16 protein-coding genes and 1 pseudogene are annotated in these 26,397 nt (G+C 47.2%); 10 read left to right on the plus strand and 7 right to left on the minus strand.

Annotated elements, in window-relative coordinates:
* Window positions 1–177: 177 nt before the first annotated feature.
* Entirely contained in the window at window positions 178–2,259 is a 2,082-nt protein-coding gene (locus ACFPK9_RS08935) for a M3 family metallopeptidase (protein ID WP_377094517.1), read from the minus strand.
* A gap of 292 nt (window positions 2,260–2,551) precedes the next feature.
* Between ACFPK9_RS08935 and ACFPK9_RS08940 the strand changes: the two genes are divergently transcribed.
* Window positions 2,552–4,102 carry a glycogen synthase gene (locus tag ACFPK9_RS08940; RefSeq protein ID WP_377094518.1) on the plus strand — a complete coding sequence of 517 codons (1,551 nt, stop codon included), beginning with the start codon at window positions 2,552–2,554 and terminating at the stop codon, window positions 4,100–4,102.
* Window positions 4,103–4,157: 55 nt separating this feature from the next.
* Here ACFPK9_RS08940 and ACFPK9_RS08945 read toward each other — a convergent pair whose 3' ends face one another.
* Window positions 4,158–5,519, minus strand: a complete 1,362-nt coding sequence (locus ACFPK9_RS08945; protein ID WP_377094519.1) for a mechanosensitive ion channel family protein — start codon at window positions 5,517–5,519, stop codon at window positions 4,158–4,160.
* Window positions 5,520–5,778: 259 nt separating this feature from the next.
* Here ACFPK9_RS08945 and ACFPK9_RS08950 point away from each other — a divergent pair, with 259 nt between their 5' ends.
* Window positions 5,779–6,486, plus strand: coding sequence for a platelet-activating factor acetylhydrolase IB subunit (locus tag ACFPK9_RS08950; RefSeq protein ID WP_377094520.1), 708 nt, complete (start codon window positions 5,779–5,781; stop codon window positions 6,484–6,486).
* Between the two features lie 208 nt (window positions 6,487–6,694).
* Entirely contained in the window at window positions 6,695–7,543 is an 849-nt protein-coding gene (locus ACFPK9_RS08955; RefSeq protein ID WP_377094521.1) for a GH25 family lysozyme, read from the plus strand.
* Between the two features lie 172 nt (window positions 7,544–7,715).
* Here ACFPK9_RS08955 and ACFPK9_RS08960 read toward each other — a convergent pair whose 3' ends face one another.
* Complete coding sequence (locus ACFPK9_RS08960) at window positions 7,716–8,774, minus strand: IS4 family transposase (protein WP_377092544.1); 1,059 nt, start codon at window positions 8,772–8,774, stop codon at window positions 7,716–7,718.
* 251 nt (window positions 8,775–9,025) lie between these two features.
* On the opposite strand from ACFPK9_RS08960, the gene ACFPK9_RS08965 reads away from it, so the two are divergent.
* Window positions 9,026–10,387, plus strand: a complete 1,362-nt coding sequence (locus tag ACFPK9_RS08965; RefSeq protein WP_377094522.1) for a sulfatase family protein — start codon at window positions 9,026–9,028, stop codon at window positions 10,385–10,387.
* Between the two features lie 207 nt (window positions 10,388–10,594).
* On the opposite strand, the gene ACFPK9_RS08970 is transcribed toward ACFPK9_RS08965, so the two are convergent.
* Window positions 10,595–11,257, minus strand: coding sequence for a response regulator (locus tag ACFPK9_RS08970; protein WP_377094523.1), 663 nt, complete (start codon window positions 11,255–11,257; stop codon window positions 10,595–10,597).
* 4 nt (window positions 11,258–11,261) lie between these two features.
* Window positions 11,262–13,208 (minus strand): histidine kinase, encoded by a 1,947-nt coding sequence (locus ACFPK9_RS08975; RefSeq protein ID WP_377094524.1) that lies wholly within the window; start codon window positions 13,206–13,208, stop codon window positions 11,262–11,264.
* 780 nt (window positions 13,209–13,988) lie between these two features.
* Here ACFPK9_RS08975 and ACFPK9_RS08980 point away from each other — a divergent pair.
* The 5 genes and pseudogenes from ACFPK9_RS08980 to ACFPK9_RS09000 form a co-directional block, all read left to right on the plus strand.
* A pseudogene (locus ACFPK9_RS08980) lies at window positions 13,989–14,333 on the plus strand (sulfatase-like hydrolase/transferase); the annotation flags it as partial.
* A gap of 303 nt (window positions 14,334–14,636) precedes the next feature.
* On the plus strand, window positions 14,637–15,623 hold the full coding sequence (locus tag ACFPK9_RS08985) for an HAD family hydrolase (protein WP_377094525.1): 987 nt from the start codon (window positions 14,637–14,639) through the stop codon (window positions 15,621–15,623).
* A gap of 240 nt (window positions 15,624–15,863) precedes the next feature.
* A complete protein-coding gene (locus ACFPK9_RS08990; protein ID WP_377094526.1) occupies window positions 15,864–16,976 on the plus strand; it encodes a redoxin domain-containing protein in 1,113 nt (370 codons plus the stop codon).
* A 170-nt stretch (window positions 16,977–17,146) separates the two neighbouring features.
* Window positions 17,147–18,349: a putative glycoside hydrolase gene (locus ACFPK9_RS08995; protein WP_377094527.1), complete on the plus strand. Its 1,203-nt coding sequence runs from the start codon at window positions 17,147–17,149 to the stop codon at window positions 18,347–18,349.
* A gap of 349 nt (window positions 18,350–18,698) precedes the next feature.
* Window positions 18,699–21,674, plus strand: a complete 2,976-nt coding sequence (locus ACFPK9_RS09000) for a carbohydrate-binding protein (protein ID WP_377094528.1) — start codon at window positions 18,699–18,701, stop codon at window positions 21,672–21,674.
* Window positions 21,675–21,744: 70 nt separating this feature from the next.
* Here ACFPK9_RS09000 and ACFPK9_RS09005 read toward each other — a convergent pair whose 3' ends face one another.
* Both ACFPK9_RS09005 and ACFPK9_RS09010 read right to left on the minus strand, forming a co-directional pair.
* Window positions 21,745–22,374, minus strand: a complete 630-nt coding sequence (locus ACFPK9_RS09005; RefSeq protein WP_377094530.1) for a response regulator — start codon at window positions 22,372–22,374, stop codon at window positions 21,745–21,747.
* A gap of 20 nt (window positions 22,375–22,394) precedes the next feature.
* The gene (locus tag ACFPK9_RS09010) at window positions 22,395–24,371 is read right to left on the minus strand and encodes an ATP-binding protein (RefSeq protein WP_377094531.1); all 1,977 of its coding nucleotides are present in this window, start codon (window positions 24,369–24,371) and stop codon (window positions 22,395–22,397) included.
* Between the two features lie 412 nt (window positions 24,372–24,783).
* Between ACFPK9_RS09010 and ACFPK9_RS09015 the strand changes: the two genes are divergently transcribed.
* Window positions 24,784–26,382 (plus strand): RICIN domain-containing protein, encoded by a 1,599-nt coding sequence (locus ACFPK9_RS09015; RefSeq protein ID WP_377094532.1) that lies wholly within the window; start codon window positions 24,784–24,786, stop codon window positions 26,380–26,382.
* The last annotated feature ends 15 nt before the right edge of the window (window positions 26,383–26,397 follow it).

Here is a 26,397-nt window from a genome sequence, read left to right on the forward strand (position 1 = left end):
AAAACTAAAAAGTATGTCGTTTTGTTGCCGACGACGGAGTCACTATGTCAGAACTTACTCATAGCACAAGGCTTATTTGCTACAGCCCATTCTGTCCTTGTTGCCTCATAAATGAGGACACTCAATGAGCAGGTTAAGTATCACCTGTGACGGCAACACCCAACCCCACTCGATCTGCTACGCCAAACCAGCTCGCTCTAACAGCGGTGTCAGCTCTGGGTCGCGTGACATGAAGGCTCGGTAGGATTCATCCACCGGCCGCGAATTCCCGCGCGAAAGCACCTCGCGGCGGAAGCTCATCCCCGTTTCCGTATTCAGAATTCCTTCTTCTTGAAAACGGGTAAACGCATCGGCATCTAACACCTCTGCCCATTTGTAGGAATAATACCCAGACGCGTAGGCTACTGGACCAGAGAACAGGTGCGAGAAACGGCGGGCAATGGTGGGTGACTCAGTAGCGAGCGGCGCCTTGTAGTCCTTGAGAATCGCGGCATCAACTTCATCCAAATCGCGTCCCTTATAGTTTTTGAAGTTCTGGTGCAGTTCGAGATCGAGCTTGCCGAGTGAGAGCTGGCGCATGAAGCCGCTGGCGCTCATGTAGTTCTTCGCTGCCACCATTTTCTGGAACAGCTCTTCAGGAATGGTTTCACCCGTCTCATAATGCTTGGCAAACATATCCAGTGACTCACGGTCCCAACAGAAATTCTCCATGATCTGCGATGGCAACTCGACAAAGTCCCATGGAACGTTGGTGCCAGAAAGAGAACGCACTTCGACATCTCCTAACAAATGATGAAGCAGATGACCAAACTCGTGGAAAATAGTTTCCACCTCTCGGTGATCTAACAATGCGGGCTTGTTGCCCACTGGCTTAGTCATGTTGCCAATCATCAGCCCCAAGTGTGGTTCACGTTTCCCATTATCTAACGGCCCACCCGTTTTGAGTGAGTTCATCCACGCCCCACCACGCTTAGTGGATCGCGGATGCCAGTCAGCGTAGAAGGAACCTAACAGCTCGTTAGATTCTGCATCGAAAACATCATAAAATTTACAATCTTCGTGCCACACCTGTACTTTCCCTTCTTCCTCTCGCCCATGCACCACGGCACATTGCTCAATGCGAATTCCAAAAAGCTTGGAAGTGATCGAGAACATACCATCCATCACTTGATCGACTGGAAAATAAGGACGCAGAGCTTCGTCATCGAAGTCGTATTGCTCCTTACGGCGTTTCTCTGCCCAATACCCCGTTTCCCACGGCTCGAGCGGTCCAGAATCGCTGCCAGTTTTCTCAGCCTTATACTCTTGTAACTCCTGAGTGTCCTTCAGAAATTGCCCTTTGATTCGCTGGTGTAAATCTTCTGTAAATTCGAGCGCGGCATTCCCGCTCTTAGCCATCCGGCGCTGCAGGATGAGATCGGGAAATGACGCGTGACCAAGGATTTCTGCCTTGCGCTGACGTAGCTCGAGAATTTCCCAAATCAGCTCAGTGTTATCATATTCGCCATCGCGTCCAATCGTTCCATTTGCCGCCCAGATTTCCTTACGCAGCGCATCATCATCAGCGTACTGCAGCACTGGACCCATCGATGGATACTGCAGAGTAAAACGATATTTCGGAGCGTCCTCAGAGCCATGACCATGCTGTAGCGCATCTAACCTCGCCGATTCCTTGGCCATTTCTGGAAGCCCACTCAAACGCGATTCGTCGTGGATGATCAACTCCCACGCATTGGTCGAATCTAACACATTTTCTGAAAACTTTTTCGTCTTTTGTGAGAGCTCGGCATCAATGTCCGCCACTTCCTTTTTCTTTTCATCTGGAAGGTCTGCACCCGCTTGAATGAAATCCGCACAGGTTTCTTCAACGAATCGCTTTTTGACAGAACTTAGCTCCGTCATAGATGGACTCTCTGAAAAGGCTTTTAATGCTTTCCAGATATCTGCATCGAGTGAGATCTGTGAATAAAACGCAGAAACCTTAGGCAGCATCGCATTCATACCAGCGCGCTGTTCGGGGTTGTCATTAACAGAATCTAAGTGACTTAATCTCCCCCAACCACGCTCAAGCTCTTGCGCGGCATTTTCAAGAGCTCCGAAGGTATTTTCATAAGTAACTGCAGAAACATCCAATTTACGGATAGCGTCAAGGCGCTGTTCAGCTAGCTCTAATGCTTTAGTAATATCAGATTCGATATGATCAGGAGTCAAAAATGACCAAGGGATGTGGTAGGCGTCTGTAAGAAAAGGATACTGCATAAATGAAATTTGCTTTAGCTTCACTAAAGCCACTACAGCATATTTGTCACCGAGAAATATTATTTCTCCTAAAAAAGCAAACTAGACCTAGATTCACTTGGCATAAGAGCTGCTCTACTCTCTCTAATCATGAACTAAGCTCATGATTGTGTCAGAGCTGTCAGCAAATGCTGCTCTACACCATAAGCTACAAGCCTTACCTAAAAAGCCTCCTCCTTGGCTTCGCCGAATGAAAATAGCTACATCTCTATTTGAATCTGCTTCACACATTTGCTACCCATAAGTAACGACCATGAGTAAATCCCCAACGAACGACAAGACACCGCAGGCTGAACCTAACCAATCCCGCATTCTTGTCGTTACTCCGGAGATTACGTATTTACCATCAGGCATGGGCAATCTCGCCCAGCGTCTCCATGCCAAAGCTGGAGGTATGGCAGACGTCTCAGCCTCTCTCGTCAAAGCTCTTTACGATCAAGGCGCAGACGTTCACGTAGCCCTACCAAACTACCGCCACATGTTCCAAACGGACATGAAGGAAATTTTCGAGCGCCAATACGAACGCGTTACCGATGCTCTCCCTGACAAACGCATCCACCTTGCAGAGGATCGTGTGTTTTATCGCCGCAGCAAGGTCTACGACATTGCCGAAAACCATAATACCGCACTAGCGTTCCAACGCGAAGTTATCAACAATATCATACCCTCAGTCAAACCCGATCTCATCCACTGCAATGACTGGATGACAGGCCTCATTCCCGCAGCAGCTAAACGCTTGGGCATCCCTTGCCTTTTCACCTGCCATAACATTCACTCCGAACGTCTAACTATGGCTTATATGGAAGACAAAGGAATCGATGCCGCAGACTTTTGGGAGCACCTCTATTTCACCGAGCGACCCGATAGCTACGACCATGCTCGCAATGACATCCCTGTGGACCTTTTAGCCACAGGGATTTTTGCAGCAGACCACGTCAACTCTGTGAGCACTACTTTTCTCTATGAAGTGGTTGAGGGAAAACACGAGTTCGTGCCAGATGCCATTCGAAACGAACTAGCCAATAAACTCTACGCAGGCTGCGCCAGCGGTATCCTCAATGCTCCTGACGAATCGCTCCACCCAGAGACTGACCTTGCACTAGAACACCATTTTAGCCCAGACACCTTTGTAGAAGGAAAAGCTTTAAATAAGGCCCAACTCCAACAAGCCACTGGCCTAAACCTCAATCCTGACGCGCCTATTTTTTTCTGGCCTTCACGCCTCGACCCCATGCAAAAAGGCTGTCAGCTCCTAGCCGACATCATGTACAACACTGTAGCAGACTACGCTCAGCTCGACCTACAAATCGTCATTGTCGCTAGTGGTTCATTCTCTCAACATTTTAGAGACATCGTCGCACTACACGAACTCGATGGCAAAGTCGCCGTATGTGACTTCGATGAGAGCCTCTCGCGTCTCGCCTACGCCGGCTCCGACTTCATGCTCATGCCCTCACGCTTCGAACCATGCGGCCTTCCTCAAATGGTAGCACCTAAATATGGCTGTATTCCAGTAGTACACGACACTGGCGGCATCCATGACACAGTCTGGCATATGCACTATGATGGCAAACTTGGTAACGGATTCCGCTTCGAGCACTACAGCCCTTCAGGCCTGCGTTGGGCCATTGATGAAGCTATTAAATTCTACCAATGGGAACCCGAAGCTAAGCACAAAACTATCCGCCGCATCATGCGTGAAAGTGCTCAAATGTTCAACCACGAGAACACGGCCGCAGCTTACATTCAACGCTATGAATCTATCCTTGGGCGTGATGTCGTCACCCACGCGGCAGACCACTAACAGACTTTTCCTATTCCTAACGAAGGACTGAAACAAACAGGCCACCTTTAGACCCTTATCCCGGCAGGTTTTCGGCCTGATGCATCACGATTTCCTGTTGCGGTTTCGGAATAGAAATGCCCTCCCGCGCAAAGCGTTCCTTCACCTCTTTCGTGAGGTCCCAATGCACTGGCCAGTAATCCTCAGTTTTTGTCCAAGGGCGTACAAAAATCTCTACCGCAGACTCAGACAAACTCTGCACTCCAGTAGTCACCTCTGGTTTCGCGAGCACTAACTTGTGCGACTCGGCCACCTCTTTCAGTAAGTTCAATGCACGCTGAATATCATCTCCATAACTTATACGAAACACCAGATCGACACGCCTCACAGCCCGTGCCGTGTAGTTGGTTATAGTATTCCCCCATGCATTTCTGTTCGGAATTACCAATTCCTTATTATCTATTGTCACCAGAGTCGTGTTTAAAAAACTCATCCGCTCAACCTTCCCTTTTACTCCGTCAATAGATATAAAATCATCAGCATCAAAGGGCTTATACACCATTATCATAATCCCACTCCAAAAGTTCGCAATACTGTCCTGTAAAGCAAAACCAATAATCACACCACCTGCTCCCACTGCTGTTAACATTGATGCGACGTGTACACCCACAGCGGCTAAAGCAACAAGAAAGCCGATGAAAAAAATTACCAGCCCGATCGACTTCTGAATGAACTGACGCAGCATCACCGAACCTCGATGCTGCCGTCGCATCACTCGCCGCGTAATCCCAGCTATCAACCTCCCCAAGACTGCAAACACGATCAATATAACTATGAATCGTAGAGCATTCTGCATGAACTTCTCTCCCCCTTCATGACTAGCAAACCACACACCAAAATCGGCCGCCAACGCCGTCACTTGGTCCGTAGCGCTTTTCGTCGTGGCATCCTTCGTCTCCACAACTGCATTCACATAAAGACGCTCAGTTTCGACTTCTCCCCCTTTCTGCTCTAATGCACTAAGTACGGTATTGATGTGCTTCACTAGAATTAACTCATGGCGGCGATTTTCTAACTGCTTTTCTCGTAATGCAACTGCATGCTCACTCTCCAAATCCTCCTCCTTCAGCCTCGCCACCTCAAGATTCACTCCCGATGAGTTCGCTATTAATTGCTTCAACAAATTCATCCACTCTTGCAGCTCCAGCTCCAGCTCCTCTTTTGTCAGCGGCCGCAACATCATCTTCAGCTCACTCGTCGGCAAATCGACTCCTCTCTGATCCGCGCTCAGAGCATAGTGCAGTGAATTCGGATCCACCTCCTCCTCTGCGATCACTGCACGGTGAAGAGGCTCTACAAGTCTCTCGTTTGGCACTTCTTCAGCTATGACTAAACCGTAGCCACCTAACAGCATAGTAAGTAGAATAACTAACTTCATCGTTTCCCTTATTGTATCATTCCACTTCCGAGCCTCCGAAAGCGCTACACTTATGATGATCGCTGCCACCCCATCGACAAGGATAATGCTCCTTCTTAGATCGTGAGGACAAATTGACTTGCTGCACGATGCGAGCCCATTTCAATTTTAGCGAGGCGGTGAAGCAATTTATCCATATCTTCTAAACTCCCTGCCACACTCAGCTCAGCCAACTAAAAGCTGGCTGATAGACGATCAGTTCATTAAGAGTACAATAATTATGAAATATCTCGCTATTGCTCTTAGCCTCCTTTCTCTCCCACTCTGTGCAGAAACTGACAGCTCGCTCTCCACCACTCCAGAAAGCCGCACCCAAAAATGGTGGATGCCCAGACACCAAGAAAAGCTCGAACAAAAGAAAAATCTCGGCGACGTCCAGCTCGTCTTCATCGGCGACTCCATCACTCACGCATGGGAGAACAAAGGCAAAGAAGTTTGGGCGAAAGAGTATGCTCCCTACAAAGCACTCAACCTCGGTTACTCAGGTGATCGCACAGAAAATGTTCTCTGGCGTATCGAAAACGGCGAAGTCGACGGCATCTCTCCCAAAGCTATCGTCATGATGATCGGTACCAACAATGCCGGACACCGCGACGAACCTTCCGAACAAACCGCTGACGGCATTAAAGCGATTCTTGATTTGTTAGAAAAGAAACAACCCGAAACCAAGATCCTCCTACTCGGCATTTTCCCACGCGGCACCACACCAGAAGATCCAAAACGCAAACTCATCGATGGCACTAACAAAATCATCGAAACCTACGCCGACAACAAACGCGTCTTCTACCTCAATATTAACAACGTTTTCCTCGAAGAAGACGGCACGCTTTCTAAACAAGTCATGAAGGACCTCCTTCACCCGAACCCAGACCAATACCAAGTTTGGGCAGACGCCATCCGCCCCCTGCTTCAAAAACTCATGGAGTAAACGAAGCTCTTACAAATCATTTTAGCTTCATAAGCCATTTTGATGCGGAAAATGTCTAGATCTACTGATCTGCTAGATTCATTGTCGAAGACCATACAGGAACAAGCATTACTTATTTTTGATCAAAAACTAGAACTGTGCAATATACAGCTATTTTAACCTAACTTCTTCCACCTACTTCTAACATCATGTAGGCTACGAAGTTGCTATGTCCCCCCGATACTTCCCCCTACTCTTGACGGCTGCACTGACAGTCGTTTCGTGCGCTAGCCCATACGGCCGAGTCAGCTTCAACTCGGCCCCTCAGATAATCAATGTCTCCGAATATGATCCAAAAGAACGGCAACGTGCGGGTCACGGATACACTCCTCTGAACCAAAAAGCACTGAAAGACAATGGAGCCCTAGGGCTCATCGCTCGCGGAACTAAAGCAGGTCGCCACGACAGCAAATGTGGCGATTTCCTATCAGGAGCCGAACGCCAAGGTATGTTGTTAGGCTCCTACTGTTATGTCGTTCCTAGCCAATCCGCAACATACCAAGCCAGTCGCTTTCTTCGCCGACTTAGCTCAATCAAGAAAAACTACAGCCTACAAACGCAGCGCATCTTACTTGTCGCCGATTTCGACACCAAATGCAGCGCTAACCTCATGGTCGGCTTTGTAGACGAGATCTACCGCCACACTGGCATCCATCCCGTCGTCTATCTAGAAAACGGCCCGCAAATCCGTAACACCCTAAATCGAGCCACATATGCACAGCGCAGCCGCTTGCGCCTATGCCCTTACTGGCTCGCGCTCTATACTAATGGCTACAACCGCTTTGAAACCCCGCGCAAACTCGCCCTAGCCTCTGGAGTCTGGAGCGATTGGTGCATGTGGCAATATAGTGGCGTCTTCTGGGAAAATGGACGATCGAAAATTTACAACTACAATGGCGGCAGTTGGAATACCCCTAAGTACTTTGGCAGTATCGATCGCCCAATGGAGCGTAACGGCTTCAACGGAACCACCCGCCAACTCTACGCCTTCTGGAATAAACATTCATGGGCTTGGTGATCTTCTACCGCTCCTCTCTAGCTCATTCCCTCATACAACCATTTCATCATTCATTACTTATCTATCCACTTCAACCCTCAGGAGAATTCCTCAACAGCGAAGTACCGAATAAATCGTAAATGAACTCGGTAGTGACCCTCATTCTATCATAAAACTTAAAGGGCGGATCACACTACACGACAATTTTTTTGGGAAAAGCTCCATTATCAATCCATCCTAAAAACTGATTCCACAGTTGCTCTAAGCGTTTGGGGTGATTGAGCATTTCAATCACATGCTCGAGGCCAGCCCTGAAGTAACTCTTGCGTTTTATATAAGCAGGCAGGGTTTTGTTATGCTTCAAAATGACTCCCCAACTAAAACAGAAGAAGAAGCTTAGGGTGACCACGGCTACTAGTGTGTCGACTCTTTTTGCTTCCCTTAGATGAGTGTCTTCTATGTTGAGCCCTTTCTTTTTGAAGTGACCAAAGAGTACTTCAATACCCCAGCGACGCTGATAGGCGTTCAGAGCTTTCTTACTTTTGAAACGGTTACTCACGACGTAAAGCGTTTGGGTACGTTGTGTTCGAACTTCTTTTTTACCAAAATAGAGATTCATTCCCCAGATACTTTGGCGTTCTACCCGCGAGCGTTTACACTCCATAGCGAGTAGATCACCAACAATGGTATTTGCTTTGATTCGCAACACAAAAGTAACTTCCTTCTTGTCTAACCAAGCAAGCCACCTCTTCCCGTGGAATTCGCGATCCATAGCAATGAAGTAAATGTCCTTGGCAGGCAGAACTTCGAGAAGTTTACTCATTAGCCCAATGCGTAGCTTTGTGTTGGAGTTCCCTCGTTTGGAAGTCTGTGGTAAGGTTTGCCAAACGAGAGGAACAGCTATTTTTCCCACAATCACTCCGATAGTTAGGATGTTGATGTGAGTTTTACCGAACTGCCAATTGGTTCGATCAATACTCAAAATATAGCCATCCTTAGGTTTAGGGATTTTTCCCAAAATGAGTTGCGTGATAGCGAGCATGGGCAGTTCCCATGTGGCAAAGAACCTTTGGAACCGACGGTAACGACTACTTTGTGAGCACTCCATTTGGCTATCCGTGGCCAGCTTCACCAAATTGACAGATCGAGACTTTGTGATCGCAAAAATAATGTCAGCGAGACACTTGAGACGTGAAAGATTCCCTCCAACCTGCTGTCTCAGAGTTGTTAGTATAGAAATGTGTAAAGACATGCCTATTTTGCGGCATGGCACTTGTAGTCAAGGTTTTATCTAACAAGCAGTTGTGATTTTTTGTCGTGTAGTGTGAGGGCGGATCAAGAGATCATTAATCAAAAAAATCCCCCCAACCATACTTTATTATTAGAAGAATCTGTCTATCAAACGGCTCTCACATTTCGAGATCTACCTTGCTGGCTCACTAAATATCATTTACCCCTAACTCTGCGAAAGAAACCTTATTTAAACTCAGTAAATTCAGACATATGAGATCCAAAACACTCAACCTACTCGGCTTTTGCCTCTTTGGCGCGGCCACTCTCCATGCCGCCCCAGACAAACCTAACATCGTTGTCATCATGGCCGATGACATGGGCTACGGCGATTCCGAAACCTATGGCAATGACTTGATCAAAACGCCAAACATGAACCGACTCGCCAAAGAAGGCGTTAAATTCACAGCATTCTACTCACCTGCCGGTGTCTGCTCGCCCTCGCGTTCTGCCATTCTCACAGGCCGTACACCCTACCGCAATGGAGTTTGGCGACACCTCTCTGGTAACCACGAGGCGCACCTTCGCGCCAGTGAAATCACTTACCCGAAACTCCTCAAAGGCGTCGGTTACGACACCTGCCACGTCGGCAAATGGCACCTGCTCTCCAAAAAGCAATTCAACAACCCAGAGTACCCACAGCCAGGTGAGCATGGTTATAACTACTGGATGTACACCCAAAACAACGCCATCGAGAGCCACAAAAACCCGAACAATTTCTTCCGCAACGGTGAAGAAGTCGGCAACACTGAAGGCTACTCTGCGCAGCTCGTTGCTGGCGAAGCAGTACACTGGCTCAAGGACGTGCGCGATAAAGAAAAACCATTCGTTCTCTCTGTCTGGTTCCACGAACCACACTCCCCCATTGCCACTGACCCACGTTTCCAAGACCTCTACGAAGGCCATGAAAACAGCAAGTACATGGGCAACATCACTCAAATGGACAACGGCATCGGCATGGTACTCGACGCCTTAGACAAAGAAGGCGTAAGCGACAACACACTCGTCATCTTCACCTCAGACAACGGCCCAGTTCCAGCCTACGGTGGCTCATCAGGCGGTCTGCGCGGCAACAAACGCAGTGGCTATGAAGGCGGTATTCGCGTCCCTGGTCTCGTCCGTTGGCCAGCTAAGATCAAACCAGGCACAGTCAGCGACGTTCCAGTCATCGCTACCGACATCTTTACCACCGCACTTGAACTCGCCGACGTCCCAGTTCCTACTGACCGAACTATCGACGGAGCCAGCTTGCTCCCAGCATTCGAAGGCAAACCAGTCGAGCGCAAGACCCCACTCTTCTGGCGCACCCACGTCTCCTCACCTAAAGACCGAGTCGCCATGCGAGTCGGTGATTGGAAAATCGTCGGCGACGAAACCCTCACTAAATTCCAACTCTTCAATATCAAGGAAGACAGAAACGAGGAAAACGATCTCGCAAAAAAAATGCCTGAGAAGACCGATGAACTAAAAGCACAAATCATCGCCCTCTGGAAAGATATCGAAAAAGAAGGACCGAACGAGTGGTGGGAAGCCGAACGCCAAAAGCCATCAAAAGGAGGTAAACTCAGCTACTAAACCAACTACCCTAGTAACTTTTGAAACCAGCACTCACCGGGTGCTGGTTTTTTTATTGATCAATCTCAACTAACAGGAATTCCGGCTGAATCAACACCTCTGTCGCAACCACGCGATGCCATCTCTAATTCTCGACCTTCAGACCTTAGCCACTTCGCCCAGTGAAAGAACTACACCGGCAACTCATCTTAACTCAAAGGTAGAGCTCTAATCAAACGGCAAGATCCCCTTGCGATAGGCCATATCGATCGCTGCTGGCGCATTCACCACACCCAGTTTTTCGTAAATCCTACGGATATAAGTAGCCACACTGCCATAGCCAATCCCCAGTTTGTCTCCGATCTCCTTCTTCACCAAGCCCTGACCTAACAACTTGAGAATTTCTAATTCGCGCTCCGAAAGAGCCTTCTCAGACTTCTTCACCGCTGGCTGCCGCTTCCATTGCTCTAAAATGTACACCGCCACTTTCGGATCAAGTGATGCCCCACCATTAATCACCGTGCGAATCCCATCCTTAATCTGATTCAAACTAGAAGATTTTAACAAATAGCCAGCAGCTCCTTGCTGAATCGCAGAGAAAACATCCTCTGGCACGTCCGACTGCGAGAGCACAATGATATGCGTATTTGGCAGATATTGCCTAAACCATGGTAAGCTTTCCAAGCCGCTAATCCCAGGAAGATTAAGATCGAGCAAAATCACATTCGGCATCACCTTATTCTGTACATCTTGTAGACTACGCAGAGCCACCTCCGCAGCTCCAAATGTGCCGCAAATCGCCATATCCGACTCGTGCTTCAGAGCCATTTCGATAATCGACCTATACTTCGGATGGTCTTCAACGAGCATGATTTGTATGGTTTCTTTCATATACTTATTTCTTCGAATGGAAAATTCCTAACAGCTTATAAAACCAACGCATGTGATTCCGCACTGTGAGACGGATACACGTTCCTCGTCCAGCGAGTGAGCTAATGGTCACCCGGGCTCCCATCAAACGAGCTCGACGTTTGAGCGACTGAGGAACTCCATTTTCATCCATACTCGCGATCCCCATCCCGTTGTCTTCTACGCGCAACTGAATGCTCTTAGCATCCGCAGTTAAATGCGTAGACAGACTCGTTGCCCCAGAATGACGACAAATGTTGATCAAGCACTCTTTATAAAAAAGTAACAAATCGGAGCACGTGCGCGGCTTTAATTGCTCAAGAAATTCCTCACCCTCCACCTTGATGTTGTGAGTAAGATGCACCACCACGCGTTCTGCGATACGCTCGATGTCTCCACGCACACCGCCATTCGACAATCTTCCTTCTTGCAGGTTGCTGTAGTGACGCACGGCATTTCCCGTTTCCTCAGTTGCCTCTCGAATATTGCGCAAAACCCCTTCCAGCTTCTCAGGTTCCTCGCGCGCATCTTGCGCCAAATCACTCAATAAACCGATACAATGAATGTCCGCTCCGAGCTCATCATGCAAGTCCGCAGCAAACCGCTCGCGAATCTCATTCACGTGTTGCATCCTCACTATCCTTCCAACTAACACCACGAATCCAATCGCCACCACAAGTAATGCAGCAAGCCAATACATCCTTCTCAAATTCCGCTCCTGTATAGCATAACGTTTAGCTGCCTCCTGAACTACAAGTGGACGCTCATTCTCTAAGTCATGCCTCCTCGCTAATTGATTGATCCAAGTGCGAATAGGCAAAATTTCTCCATAGAAATTTTTACCGTCAGTAAGATTTTCAAGCGGTCTAACATATCCTCTCACCTCAAAATTCAGATCCACATCCAACCCTTTGGCTAGGTTTATACCCTTCGATAATACGACGATTTCTGAAAACCCTACAACAGATCTCACTCGTGACCCAAATGCATCAATGTGAGGGCGCAGCGCAGTGACGCGGATGTAGCGCATCTCTCTCTCCTCAAAATTCAACATAATAATAGGATCCGCATCAAACACCGTTTCTACTCGGTATTCGCAGAGCTGAACTGCATCTGAAAAGTCAGCACTATTCGCTCCCTCAACAATAAAATGCTCTGGGATACCGAAGGTCGGGTGAATCACTTCGGGAATATTATCGCTCAAATCCACAGTGTGTAGATGCACCTGACTCACTAGGCTTTGTTTACCCAAATCAATCGTCAATGATGGCTGAGAACCATCATCCACCACACTCACAAACGACTTACTATCGACCCCCCCAGCTGCATCCATTAAATAAGGCAAAGATCCATCAACCATCGTTTCCTTCACCCTAGCGCGTAAAGTAAATGGCTCTTGAGAAGACACTCTAATCGGCTTGCGCAACGCCACATTCTCTTCCCCACTAAACACCATCAACTCTGAGAGCTGTAGCTGGTAGTAACCATCCCACGCGCGCGGTGCCAGTTTAGTAGCTTGAAACCTCACCCACGACACCGATGTCTCAGGAAAATTTACCACTAAAGGTTCGATCCGTGGCAATAACTTATCTTCAGCAGTAAAAGATGCCACCACTCGACCTTGGGGGTCATTATCGTTACCTACAATAATTTTAAACTCTTCAGGAAAACCATCTGACATTAAACCAAAATTGGAATCTCGCCAGATTGTGGGAACTAAAGCCACTTGATCAATCAACACACGCCTCCCTAAATCAACCCTTACCCATTCATTTTGATATGGATCATGATGCGAATGCGAACGCCAGCCCAATGGCCCCATACTCCCTCGCATACTGCACTTCGACAGCTTATCCAGCTCCTCATCAATAGCTTCTACGCGTTGTTCTAGCTGGGAGAGCGACATCTCCCCCAGAGACTTGCTATCAGCCACTACGCAACTAACCCCCACAAAAAAAACAAAAAATAGCAGGGTCATCGTTGTGCGCATGAACTGTTTTCTATCACGCACACCTCCGAAAGTCAGCTCGAAGCTCAGAAAGCTTGTCTACTAAACTGTAGACAGACAGCTTTTCAAATTCGTGTAAGGTTCAAATCACATAAGGCAGATCTGAGTGGTTCTGCACTATGTACCAGAGATTTTCGTATTTATACGTGGAGTATTCCTAAGACACTTATTCCAAATCTCACAACGCAGGGCCTTCCCCGGAGGGCCCTGTTTTTTTGTCCCAAATTAGAGTAGGCCTTCAATCGCAATTTCCCCTCAATCCGAAATGACGTTTCGCCTATCCACTCTTTGAGTTTTTTACTAAACCGTCTTGGTAGCCCCAAAAACTGTCTACCGAACTGTAGACAGACAGTTTTTCAAATTTGTGTAGGATTCAAATCACATAGAGCAGATCTGAGTGGTTCTGCTTTATCTAATATAGAGGTTGTTCGTATACTATACGTGGAGTATTCCTAAGACACTTATTCCAAATCTCACAATGCAGGGCCTTCTTCGGAAGGCCCTGTTTCTTTTAAATCACATATGCTTTCCGTATAAGCATACTGCTCCAGTCCTCACCTTATCGACGTACTCAAACAACGACTCAATCCATATTTCCTAACAAAAAATCTGCTGTTAAATTCTTGCTAATAAAAACCCACACAATGTAAACTACATACAATGTATGACTTTGGCTATACCCTCAAACTAGAAAAATAAAGAACCATGAAACTCAAACATCTAGCGCTAGCCTTCATTTCCACACTATCCATACAGATAGCCAATGCTGCCGAAAAACCAAATATCCTCGTCATCATGGCTGATGACATTGGTCCTACTCAAGTCTCGGCTTACGACTTAGGCATCGTTGGCTATCAAACGCCCAATATCGATAGCATCGGTAAAAAAGGCATGATTTTCACCGACTACTACGCGGAACAAAGCTGCACAGCCGGCCGATCCACGTTCATCACCGGCCAAAGCACCTATCGTACAGGCATGTCAAAAGTCGGTCTCCCCGGCGCTGACGGTATCTGGGCCGAGCCATTCACTCCATTGCGTCTACCGAAGATCTTTGACCTTCGTGCCGATCCATTTGAACAAGCTGACATCACCTCTAACACATACTGGGACTGGGTTCTTCAACACGCATACATGTTCGTGCCAGCTCAGAAATATGCTGCAGACTTCCTCGAAACCTTCAAGGAGTTCCCGCCAGCACAGAAACCTGCGACTTTTAACCTCGACGACGTCATGAAGAAACTTTCAGACGCTGCTGGCGCCGGTAAATAGAACTCACATCCATTAGTTAACAAACACTCAAACTCTTTGGGGCATCTGCTCGCGGGTGCCTCAATTTATTTAAAAGTACACATGAAAAACCTAACACTAGCACTCGCTGCCACCATCGGCTTTCTCCATGCCGATCCACTCCCATCTTGGAACAAAAGTGATTCTAAGCAATCGATCATTTCCTTCGTCGATAAAGTCACAGATGCAGGCTCGCCTGATTACGTCGCTCCGGCTCATCGCATCGCAACCTTCGATAACGATGGCACACTCTGGTCTGAGCAACCGATGTATTTCCAAGCTTACTACATCTTTGACCGCATTAAACAGCTCGCTCCTGAACATCCCGAATGGAAAGAAAAAGAGCCCTTTGCTTCCGTCTTGAAAGGTGACCTCAATTCCGCCCTCGCTGGTGGCGAGAAAGCCTTGCTAGAAATGGCCATGGCCACCCATGCAAACATAACTGAAGACGAGTTCTCAAAATCAGTCGCAGATTGGCTCGCCACCACTAAACATCCAAAAACTGGCATAGCATACACCGACATGGTTTTCCAACCCATGCTCGAACTCATCAATTACCTTCGTCTCAACGACTTCAAAGTCTTCATCGTTTCTGGTGGCGGTATCGACTTCGTGCGAGTCTTTTCAGAAAGCGCCTACGGCATTCCTCCCGAGCGCGTCATCGGTTCCAGCATTAAAGCCAAATTTGAAATCCGTGACGGTAAACCGGTCGTCATCAAAACCCCAGAGATCGACCTCATCGATGACAAAGTAGGCAAGCCAGTTGGCATCCATCGCTACATCGGAAGCCGCCCCATCTTTGCCGCAGGTAATTCTGATGGTGACTACCAAATGCTGCAATACACCTCCGCTGGCGAAGGACCGCGCTTCGGCTTAATCGTCCACCACACAGATGCTGACCGCGAGTTCGCATATGACCGCGACTCCCACGTCGGACAACTCAACAAAGCGTTAGACGATTCCAAAACACAAAACTGGACGATCGTAGACATGAAAAAAGATTGGAAAATCATCTACCCTGAATACATCGAGTCCACACCATCCCAATAAGCTCGTATCATCAGACAAACACCTCTCTCAGCCCGCACCTCATCACAGGCCGCGGGCTTTTTGAATACCCTTCTAACCCACTTCTCATTAAGGACGTCAAAACTCTATAGGCGTTAGAATATGGCCGGACTAAACGCATGTTTTCCGTAATCCTCGATGCTTGAGCTAAGAGCATGACATCTATTGTCAGAATTAACATACTGCCACTTGCTATTTTCATAGAGACAACGACTTTCTCACATGCTTAAAAACCTTCTCCTTCCTTTTAGCTTGCTCGTTTCCCAGCTCGGGGCTCAGAGCCTCAATGACACGCTCGTTGCTAGAAAGCAAAAGTTTGCAGAGCGTGCTCCTGCTGCATTGTTAGAAAGTCAAAATAATGCACTGTTAGAGTTAGAAGAGTCAGGCATTTATAACAAAGTTCTCAAAGTGGGTGATCGAGCTCCCGACTTCAGCTTAAACAATGCCAAGGGCGAAAATATTCAACTCTCTCAATTAACAAAAAAAGGTCCCGTCGTACTTACTTGGTATCGTGGAGGATGGTGCCCGTACTGCAATATCACACTCACAGCACTGGCAGAAAAGAATCCAGAGATCAAAGAGCTCGGAGCTACTCTCGTTGCGCTCACTCCTGAGTTGCCAGATATCCATGCTGAGACCAGCAGAAAAATGGGACTACCCTTTGAAGTCCTCAGCGACATAAACCACCAAGTCGCAGAAAAATTCGGCCTCATGTTCAAACTCAATTCTGACACTGCAGCACGCTACGAGAAAAAGTTTCAACTCGTCAAACGCAGTGGAGCACAAGCTGCCGACCGACTCCCACTCCCCGCGACCTATGTCATTTCCAGTGATGGTATCATCCGCTACGCCTTTGCAGATGCCGACTACCGCCGACGCGCGGAGCCCTCTCGGATCATCGATGCACTCAAAGCATTACGCGACGGACCCACTGGCAACCATCTCGTTTTACAATTCTGGGAAAACGTCTGGAACCCGCCCTATGATCTCGATCTGATAGACCAACTAATGACCGAAGACTTCGTCATCACCAGCGCTGGGAAAGATATCTCAGGTCGCGATGCATTCAAAGAGTGGGTCAGCAAATTTCAAGAAAAAGCCAAAGGCATCCGCTTAGAAAACCGAGAGATCTTCGCCAGCGCGGATGGCTCACGCGTCGTCAGTCGCTGGATCGCCAGAGCTCGCAATGGTGGTGTGCTCGGCACTCCCGCTGACCTTCAAGCAATCGAGTTTACTGGCATCGCCATTTGGAAAATCAAAGACGGTAAACTCGCCCACAACTGGGTCGAACGCTCAGCATACGAACTCTACCAGCAACTACAATCCGAGGAATAAATAATCAGGCACAAGACAAAATCCGCCTACCCCCTAAAAATTGGGTTGAAAATTTATTTACTCAGATAGGTGTCTAGCGCTTAGCTAACAGGATGATCTCGAGGTATGGCTTATTCGATAATGGAGAAGCCATACTAGAATCCACTCTCAGATTTTTCCTATTATTACCCATGAAAATTCATCGTTCCAGCCCTTCGCGCCTGCGCCAGATAGCGCTCACACTCCTCGCTTGTGGGGGGATTACCTCCGTCCAATCCAAGGACTATTTCCCCAAATTCTCATGGGATCGTGTACCTGTGATGTTACATTTCGGAAGCCAAACGCAAATGACGGATGAACAAGTCCAACTCACCGCAAAGCTTTCTAACTTTGTATGTTTAGAAAAAAACCATGGCGTTCGGACAAATAAACAAAACGCCGAAAAAGTAGCCGGCGAAGACGCCCGACGCATCAAAGCAGCGAACCCAAATTCCAAAGTCTTGATGTATTGGAACACTCTCATCGCCTGGCCATTCACCTCATATAACCGAGATTTCGCAGAATCAAAACCAAAGGATTGGACGCTGCGCAACATGAAGACGGGTGAGCCCTTGTATAAGACAAAAAACAATGGCGGGGTGGTACAATACAACCTGCTCAACCCAGAAGTACAAGAATGGTGTGCCAAAACGATCGGTAGTGCGGTGAAAGAATTCGGCTTCGATGGCTATTTCCTCGATGCTGTTTCCCAATCCAAACGCCCAATCTGGTTACGCCAAGGCTGGGGAATGGGTAAAGAAAAAGAACTCGACCAAGCCGCGGCCAACATCATGAAACGTTCGAAAGAAGTCATGGGTGAAGACAAACTTCTCATCTACAATGGCTTCCGCACCCACGCCACGGAGTTTGACGGATTCACCGCAGGTGGTGGCGAATTCCTACCCTACACTGACGGAGCCATGATCGAGCATTTCGACTCCATTTCCTCCAAAGAAAAAGAAGACATGGTGGCTTATTGGAAAATGGGAGCCGAAGCTGCGAAGGACGGCAAGATCGTGATCTACAAAGGATGGCCAGACCAAGATATCAACTGGCTTAACAAAGAATTCATGGCCTTAGACGCAGCTGAAAAAGAACGCATCGCCCGTGAAAATCTAGTGTACCCGCTCGCCTGCTTCCTCATTGGCGCACATGAAAATTCCTATTTTTGTTACGGTTGGGGCTACAACATCAAAGATGGCCAACTGGTCGAATACCCCGAGTATTCTAAAAAACTCGGCGCCCCTATAAGTAAAGCCACCCGCGATGGATGGATCTTCAAGCGCGAGTTCAAACACGCCAAAGTCACTGTCGACCTAGAAAATCGTAAAGCGAATATTGAGTGGCTCAACTAACGGCTCACAGTATAAGCCGTAGCTCGAAAGCTAGTCTCGTTTTTCAGTCCTTTTCGATGAGCTTCTAACAATTTCAATACCATCCAAACCAGCACTCTTTGGGGTGCTGGTTTTTTATTTCTCCCGATCCACCTAAATCACATTAGAGGTAATTGTGTTGTTTTGGGAGCGGAATTCACACGCCCGTGAGAACTGCTAGAAAACGAAACAAGCAAAAAATAGTTTTCGTAAAACATCCAAAGACCCCAAGCGATCTTGACTCACCATTGTAGATAAATAGGTTACAAAAATGCGCGTATCTCCCCCATGTCTTAATTCGGATTCCGCATGAAATCCACTCAAACTAACAATGAACAAAACAACATACTGGATCAGTGCCTGCATGGCGGCGCTAGGTCTTGCTGCGAACGCAGAAGTTCTCTATCAAGACAACTTCGATAATGACGGACTCTCCACCAACACCGGTATCGGAGGCGGAGCTATCAATAACACCATCCATGCCCACTCATGGGACGATGATGGCGACGCCACCTTCCATACAGCTGGAACCAGCTACACCCGCAGGGCTCTCCTCTATTCTGAAAACACCTTTCAGTCCGATACAGGCTTCAAGCTCACACTCAGCTTCACAACAGGATCGATAAGCGACTTAGCAGCCCATAATCTCTCCTTTGGGCTCATCAGTAATGATACAAATCTCTCTAACTATTCAGGCTACAACCCGTTTCGAACCGACACTTCCGTCTACAGCATCGGCGCCAACGTCACAAGCGATGGAGAAGTCGCAAGCCGCGGTCTCAATTTTACCAATGGCTCTAGCCGAACCACTCTCGACCAGTCCGGAACAAGAGCACAATTCCAGGCTGGCGAGAGCTGTGAAGTCACCATCGAAATCGGAATCGGAGGCTATTGGTGCTACCGAATCAATGGCGTCTATGAAGCATCAGGTGTGCTGGTCGAAGGCTTTGACCTGAGTAAAAATTACCACGTTGCGGTCTACGGCCAAGACGACCACGGCGGAGGGAAATCGATCCAATCGATCCAATTAGAAACCGCCTATGCTGCTGGTGAACGCGCTGCAAGCATGAGAGGCTCATGGTGTGGAGGTGAAAACGATCTCGAAAATGTCAAAAACTTTAAAACACTCGACACTCTCAGCGTTGGATTTACCTCGGGAGCCTCCCAATCAGCATTACACTTTGCTCCTCATAAATTGTTAGAAACAATCGCACTCGAAGGAGTCAACGGCCAAGGACCAGCGATCGATTATGTCGTCGCTCCTAGCTGGGGGGATCTCACCCAAGACTCCCCGGAAACAGACGAGCTCTTAGACAAAATCCTAGATATCAAAGCCGCTGGATTTAAAGTCAAAGCTTACACGAATTGTGAAACCTTCGTTGGTACTAATGGAGACACACTCCAAGAATTTGTCGATCGCTGGAAAGACTACTGTGACAACGATCCAACGATGCAGGCGTTCATTAATAGCCAACCCTTTCATACGGGAATATGGAATAGGACGACGCAACAATACGAAGACGCCTCAGCAACCTATCCTGATCGTAAATACCTTTTCTGCTACGCAGAGTTTATACTAAAAGACTACGCGCTACGCTATGGCCCCCACATTGGCTCGTGGATCTTCGATGACGGTAGCACAATGGGACAAAATGGAGATAATGCCACCAGCGGTCTCGTCGAAGAACAACGTCTCTATCAAGCATTCGCCAATGCCGTTCGTGCTGGAAACCCCGAATGTCCTATTGCTTTCAATAATGGTCGCAGCAATGTCAACTACGACGCTTTTCCCTACGCCCACCCCGTCCGATTTGAAGATTTCACCTTCGGCCATGCCTTTGGAGGAAATAATGATCACGCAAGCAAAACTGGCTCACAGTTTAACAACAACTATAACCACATCACACGCATGACCGCCACTAATGGCTACGTACACGATGGTGGAAACTGGGCCTGGGATGATCTCATCGTTGGAAATTTCCATTCTAAACTCAGTACCACAGCTTGGAATTACGGCACTGTGCAAGCATGGGAAGAAGCAGATTTTTTCCAATGGAACCTTGAAGCCATGCAAGCTGGAGGACATATGACCTGGAGTGGCTCAATCTGGAGAAGCAACCCAACCCTCCAACCCTGGGCTCTCACTCTCCTCCAAGGTCTTGATGAACATCTAGCACAATTCCAAAATCCTGGGGCACCGAACTGGGCGCGCGCCTACACCATCTTGCCCGATGCTGTCATGGGGGAACCCTATCGCCATGTGCTAGTCGAAGGCATCGACCTCTGGGACCCTGAAGGCGATGAAATTGATATCGTCTGGTTACTCGAAAATGTGCCATCCTGGCTCACCATCACCGAAGATACAGTGAATGACGGACACTGGATACTCAGCGGAACCCCCACCGAAACTGAGACAACCGACTATAGCTTCGCTATCCGTGCTCGCGATGTAAATATCGATGCTCGCTCGCGTAGTGTCGAACTCCGTGTTGGTGAAGATCTTAATGGTGATGGAGACTTAAACGTTGTCTATAATGCAGCACATTTTGATGACGAATCCCACCCAAGCTCAGATTCCAAAGTTAAAGACGAAGGTACAAACATTGGCTTCATCCAAAACAACACATGGGTTGCCTATCATGACTTTGATTTTGATATTGGTGCACAAAGTATCGAAATGTCCGTCAGTTCAACTAGCACTGGAGGAACCATCGAAATACGTATAGGCTCACCCACTGGAGAACTGATATCCTCCATCGATATAGATAACACGCAAAGCTACGATAACTATCAGCTCTTTTCTGGAAATATCTCAAACTACGTGACGGGGATACATGACCTCTACTTCGTCTTCGTTGGCACTGCTGGATATCTGTACAATGTAGCGGACTTCATCGTGAATGCGGGCCCGCCTAGCGACCTAGGTGTCCATTTTAATGCTGTCGGATACGATGAAGAATCCGCTCCTAATAATGCCAACGAAATTAGAAACCTCGAAAGCCATATTGGTTATATTACCTCTGGATCTTGGGTCGCTTATAAAGAGTTTAACTTTGCACTCCCCAGCACTCAGGTGGAAGTCTTTGCAGCCTCCAATACAAGCGGTGGAACCGTGGAAGTCAGACTCGGTTCTCCTACTGGTACGCTCATCACTTCTATAGATATAACAAACACTTCAGGCTGGAGTAATTTCATAACCTTCACAGCACAAATAACAAATCCACCCACAGGATTACATGACCTCTATTTTGTCTTCCAAGGAGGCAATGACTACCTCCTCGATATTCAATCATTCAAAATCGAATAGTCTTAGCTAATCTCCTTAAACCAGCATTCATTCCGAATGCTGGTTTTTCATACATCCATACAAGCTCGGATTATGCATCTAACAAACCTGAGCGAAATGCTTTAGTCACCGCAGCAGGTGCATTGCTTACTTCTAATTTCTGATAGATTCTGCGCACATGCATATCAACAGTATCGTAAGCAATAGAAAGAGCCTCAGAAATTTCCTTTTTAATCATCCCCTCTGCGAGCAACTCTAAAACCTGTAATTCTCGTTTAGTCAAATTACATTCATTACCTGCCTTCGAAGATTTCTTCTGTAGTGTCTGCATCACATATTTAGCAACCTCTGGAGCGAGAATCGCTCCCCCTGCTGCAACCTTATGAATACACGCTTTGATTTCTGTCACAGATGCCGATTTTAGTAAATAACCAGACGCACCAAGCGAAATTGCACGCAGCACATCCTCTTGCTCACTCGATTGAGTAAGAATAATCACGTCACTATCTGGCGCCAGTTCTAAGAATTGCGATAAGCCATCAAGACCGTACATCATAGGTAAATGTAAATCTAAAAGAATAATATCAGGGGTCTCTGTACCCACTTTCAACTGCTCCAATGCTTCTTCAACACTCTCATAAGCACCCACTAGCTTGAGAGACTTATCTCGGTTAATCACCAAGCAAACTGCCTCGCGGTATTCATGATTATCCTCGATCACCGCTATGTGAAGAGTTTCCTTTACCACAGAGTATTCCATTTCTTACTTCTAAACTTTAACGTAACACAGAGACCAGCGTTTTCGCTTGCTGGTTCAAAACTAAGAGTACCTCTAAGCAATTTCGCGCGCCGTGCGAGAGCTTTCGGTTGATGCTGCTCTATACCTATACCATTATCTCTCACAATAAGTAGAACCTCCTTACCTTCCGCTACGAAAGTAATCTCAACGTGAGTCGCCTTAGCATGACGAATTGCATTCACAATGCATTCCTTAAAAAACAACATAAGATCGACTCGCCTCCTCCTCGATAACTGATTGAGCAATTCCTCACCCTCAAAACTCAATGTGTATTTTTTGTCTCCCAAAAGCCGACTCGCCTCTTGCTTTACATCATTGACAAAATCTTCGCTCGTACTCTTCGCGTTCATCATATTCGCACAACGATACGCAGCTAAGCCAGTGCTTTCCGTTAATCTGCGGATTCTAGAAAGAGTATCGAGCAAGTCATCTCTGTCATCTACGGCATCAGTAGCCAAATCTCCTAAAATCCCTATGGCATGTAAATTCGCACCAAGCTCATCATGCAAATTCGCGGCAATACGCTCCCGCACTTTCACCTCATTGTGAATCCTCATGACATAGGCTAGTCCCATCATCAAAATAATAACCACCACTAACACTACAGTCGTCACTCGCATCTGAGAAATCTTCTCCTTTTGTCGAGCATAGCCCTCAGCCAGCATTTGTTCGACCTCACTTAACTCACGCATAAGATCGTGACGCCTCGCCATCTGGTTCATCCACTCGCGTAGCGGCAGTATCTTACCATAAATGGTGTGACCATCAGTTAGCGCCAACGGATTACCATAAATCTGATGACTGCGATTACTTTTTCTGACATCGTACGCCCTTTGACCTAAAGCCACATTTACGCCCATATCTAAAAGCTCAATTTCCGCAAACCCAACTCGCGACACCATGGGCGTAAGACCAATGGCAGGATTGGGCTCTAGCACACTCAACTTCACATAGCGGCACGATACCTCACCGATTGGCCATTCCATAATCGGACCTACATCAAACAGGGTATTCCAAGAATAATCTAACAATTCCAGTGCATCTGAAAAATCCTCAGAATCAGCACCATAAATTTTAAAACGACGGGGAATCCCCATATCTCCTGCTGTCCCCTGAGGAATGTTATTACTCTGCTCCACTGCATGCAGACGTATCCGTGAGAATTTCATTTTTTCTCCTAAATCAATGACCAAATCTGGTTGCTGCCGCACCGGGCCCAAAAAAGGAAAACACCTCTCAGAATCAGCAGAGTTCATCACATAAGGCACATAACCATCGTTAAGAAAACGCGTTTTATAAGGCGTCGCCCGATTGGGCATGTTTTTATGAGATGTCGTAATACGTCGACGTAAAGCTACATTCTCAGAACCGCTAAACACCTGAATTTCTGCAAGCTGCATGACATACTTCCCGTTCTCAATTCGAGGTGACATCTTCGTTGTTTCAATCCTCACCCATGAAGCTGCTATCTGAGGAAAACTAATGACTAAAGGTGCCACACGCGGCAATAGACCATCCTCTTCCGTATACTCTGCCACCACATGCTTCATATTCCCTCTACCAACCACCACCCTGAAACCTTTAGGAAACGCATTAGCAATCACTTCATCCGCATGACTGTCACGCCATAGCACCGGAGAAAGTACGATCTGATCGATTTTCCGCAACTTTCCTAGATGAATCCGCACCCAGTATGTCTCATCAGCTCTATCAAATTGTGGCGAACGAAAACCCACACTACCCATTCCTCCCTGTAAACTAATACTAGCGAGCTGCCCTAACTCTTCCTCTAACAACCGCTTCTTATTTTCCAGCTCAGTCAGTGACGAACTATTCAATCCCACATCGGATCGTGCTCTCAGCTTCCCTGCTGTGCCCAAGAAAAACAGTGAAATGAAACACACTAGATAAATCCACATACTGTGATCCTTCCTCATTTCACTCATTTCCATCATCAAGAGTACATACTTACAGGATATTCCAATTCAAGCATAAGCTCATAACTATCAGATCCATAAAAATACATTCATCCACTAAGTCATCGATTAAAAATATAATCTATAATATAAAAACTACATCACACAACAACGTATTTACGTGTCTATCCTACTTTCTGTTACTAAAGTAGTTTATTCGAATACCAAGCGTATTGGGTTCGGAACATAAATGCTTCCCCCCCGCCATTTCTCTTGAGCTGATCATTCATAGCTCCACCTCAGCGCTCAGATTTTTTATCAAGAGTTCAGGCCATTTTCCCTCGCTGTGTCTTGAGCGCTTCAATCCCCAAAAAACACAACGAACATGAAACTACGAAAAATACACAATACACGTATGGCTGCACTACTGGCAGCTGTGATGGCAGTGTCCAGCGGAATAGGGAACGCCGAACTCGGTGACAGAGCCAGCTGGATGCGAGGAGCACTGGGTCTAATGTGGCATCCAACAAGTTACGATATCGAGCTCATCGAGCAGAACGAAGACTGGATGTCGATAGAGCCATTTTTAGATCAAATGGAAGAAATTACAGCGGTAGATTATATTCAGATAAATCTTACTGATGCTGCAGCAAAATCCTCTTCACACACTTCACCTAGCCCCGTGATTGAAAGCTTCATGGGAGATGTATTGGTCTGTCCTCGAGCAGCATCAGGAGTCGACCCATTTGGAGACTGGCTGAGAGCTTGTAAAGATAGGGGTCTGCGGACCATGGCTTATGTGAACTGCCGAAACCTAATTAATGGGGATGCGACCATCGCGGAACGCTGGAAAGAATACTGCGATACAACTCCAGCAGTACAACAATACATCAACAGTCAGTCTTATCACACAGATGCCGCATACCCAGATCGAGCATACATGTTTTGTTATGCCGAATTTGTGTTGAAGGATTATTCCCAACGCTATGGAGACTTGATCGATGCTTGGTGTTTTGACCATGCAGTTCAGATAGAAATCAGCGGAGGAGATGCCAACTCAGGTGCCGACTTGGATTCACTCAGGATTTACGAAGCCTGGGCGAATGCGTGTCGTTCAGGAAACCCCAATGGAGCGGTTTCATTTAACCATGGAGTGGGATGGGCGGCCAAGCCGTTTAACAATTCCACGATTCATGCTGACTACACCTTTGGTCATCCCTTTGGTGGACTCAATAACCCGACAGGAACTCAAAGCCTATACGACAGAAATTTCAGTTTCTGTGAAACCATGGCAAACACCGATGGACACGTATACTCAAACGAGAATAAGGGCTGGAATAGTAAAGTGATGGGACATTATTATCCTAAAATGAGTACTACTCGGTGGAATAACGGGACTGTTCCAGCTCTCACCAATGAGCAATTCCTTGAATGGAATGAAGTCGGACTCAGTGGTGGGGCAATCAGCTGGGGAGTTCCACTCAAGCAACCCAACGCTAACAGACCAACCTCCAAGCCTCAGCTTGAAGCAAAGCCTTGGGCCTTCGAGCAGCTACAGTATTTAGAGGCTAATCTCACAGTCAGCCGTGAAAAATATGTGCAGTTACGTAAACGTAATGCCCTAGATTACTGCATCAATGGTATTGGTGCTGAAAATGGCAATAACGTCCGACTCTATGGGTATAAGCCCACTAACCCAAACTTGATGTGGGAAGAAATCGACCGTGGCGACGGATATTTTTCCTACAAAAAGAGAGGTACCAACTACTGCTTAGATGGTGGAAATGGCGGAGCCTTAAATCAAAATGTCTACTTATGGCTCGAAGACGCAAATAACTACAACCAGCAATGGAAAAAAATACCTATGGACGATGGTTGTTATAAATTGGTCAAACGTAATGCCTCCGGCTTCGGGATCAATGGCGGCGGCGGTGGGGCCAATAATCAAAATGTCCACCTCTGGAATTCGAGCCACCCTAGCCAAAACTTACACTGGTTCATTGAGTACAAATAAATAAACCCACTCAAC

The organism is Rubritalea spongiae (assembly GCF_042652385.1).
In the GTDB taxonomy this organism is placed as follows: domain Bacteria; phylum Verrucomicrobiota; class Verrucomicrobiia; order Verrucomicrobiales; family Akkermansiaceae; genus Rubritalea; species Rubritalea spongiae.

Excerpts from the sequence above, each read along its gene's own strand:
- ACFPK9_RS08935 (WP_377094517.1), bottom strand. The coding sequence starts at position 2,259 with ATGCAGTATCCTTTTCTTACAGACGCCTACCACATCCCTTGGTCATTT.
- ACFPK9_RS08990 (WP_377094526.1), top strand. The coding sequence starts at position 15,864 with ATGCTTAAAAACCTTCTCCTTCCTTTTAGCTTGCTCGTTTCCCAGCTC.
- ACFPK9_RS09010 (WP_377094531.1), bottom strand. The coding sequence starts at position 24,371 with ATGTGGATTTATCTAGTGTGTTTCATTTCACTGTTTTTCTTGGGCACA.
- ACFPK9_RS08970 (WP_377094523.1), bottom strand. The coding sequence starts at position 11,257 with ATGAAAGAAACCATACAAATCATGCTCGTTGAAGACCATCCGAAGTAT.
- ACFPK9_RS08955 (WP_377094521.1), top strand. The coding sequence starts at position 6,695 with ATGTCCCCCCGATACTTCCCCCTACTCTTGACGGCTGCACTGACAGTC.
- ACFPK9_RS09015 (WP_377094532.1), top strand. The coding sequence starts at position 24,784 with ATGGCTGCACTACTGGCAGCTGTGATGGCAGTGTCCAGCGGAATAGGG.
- ACFPK9_RS08945 (WP_377094519.1), bottom strand. The coding sequence starts at position 5,519 with ATGAAGTTAGTTATTCTACTTACTATGCTGTTAGGTGGCTACGGTTTA.
- ACFPK9_RS08960 (WP_377092544.1), bottom strand. The coding sequence starts at position 8,774 with ATGTCTTTACACATTTCTATACTAACAACTCTGAGACAGCAGGTTGGA.
- ACFPK9_RS08965 (WP_377094522.1), top strand. The coding sequence starts at position 9,026 with ATGAGATCCAAAACACTCAACCTACTCGGCTTTTGCCTCTTTGGCGCG.
- ACFPK9_RS08950 (WP_377094520.1), top strand. The coding sequence starts at position 5,779 with ATGAAATATCTCGCTATTGCTCTTAGCCTCCTTTCTCTCCCACTCTGT.
- ACFPK9_RS08940 (WP_377094518.1), top strand. The coding sequence starts at position 2,552 with ATGAGTAAATCCCCAACGAACGACAAGACACCGCAGGCTGAACCTAAC.
- ACFPK9_RS08985 (WP_377094525.1), top strand. The coding sequence starts at position 14,637 with ATGAAAAACCTAACACTAGCACTCGCTGCCACCATCGGCTTTCTCCAT.
- ACFPK9_RS08995 (WP_377094527.1), top strand. The coding sequence starts at position 17,147 with ATGAAAATTCATCGTTCCAGCCCTTCGCGCCTGCGCCAGATAGCGCTC.
- ACFPK9_RS09000 (WP_377094528.1), top strand. The coding sequence starts at position 18,699 with ATGAACAAAACAACATACTGGATCAGTGCCTGCATGGCGGCGCTAGGT.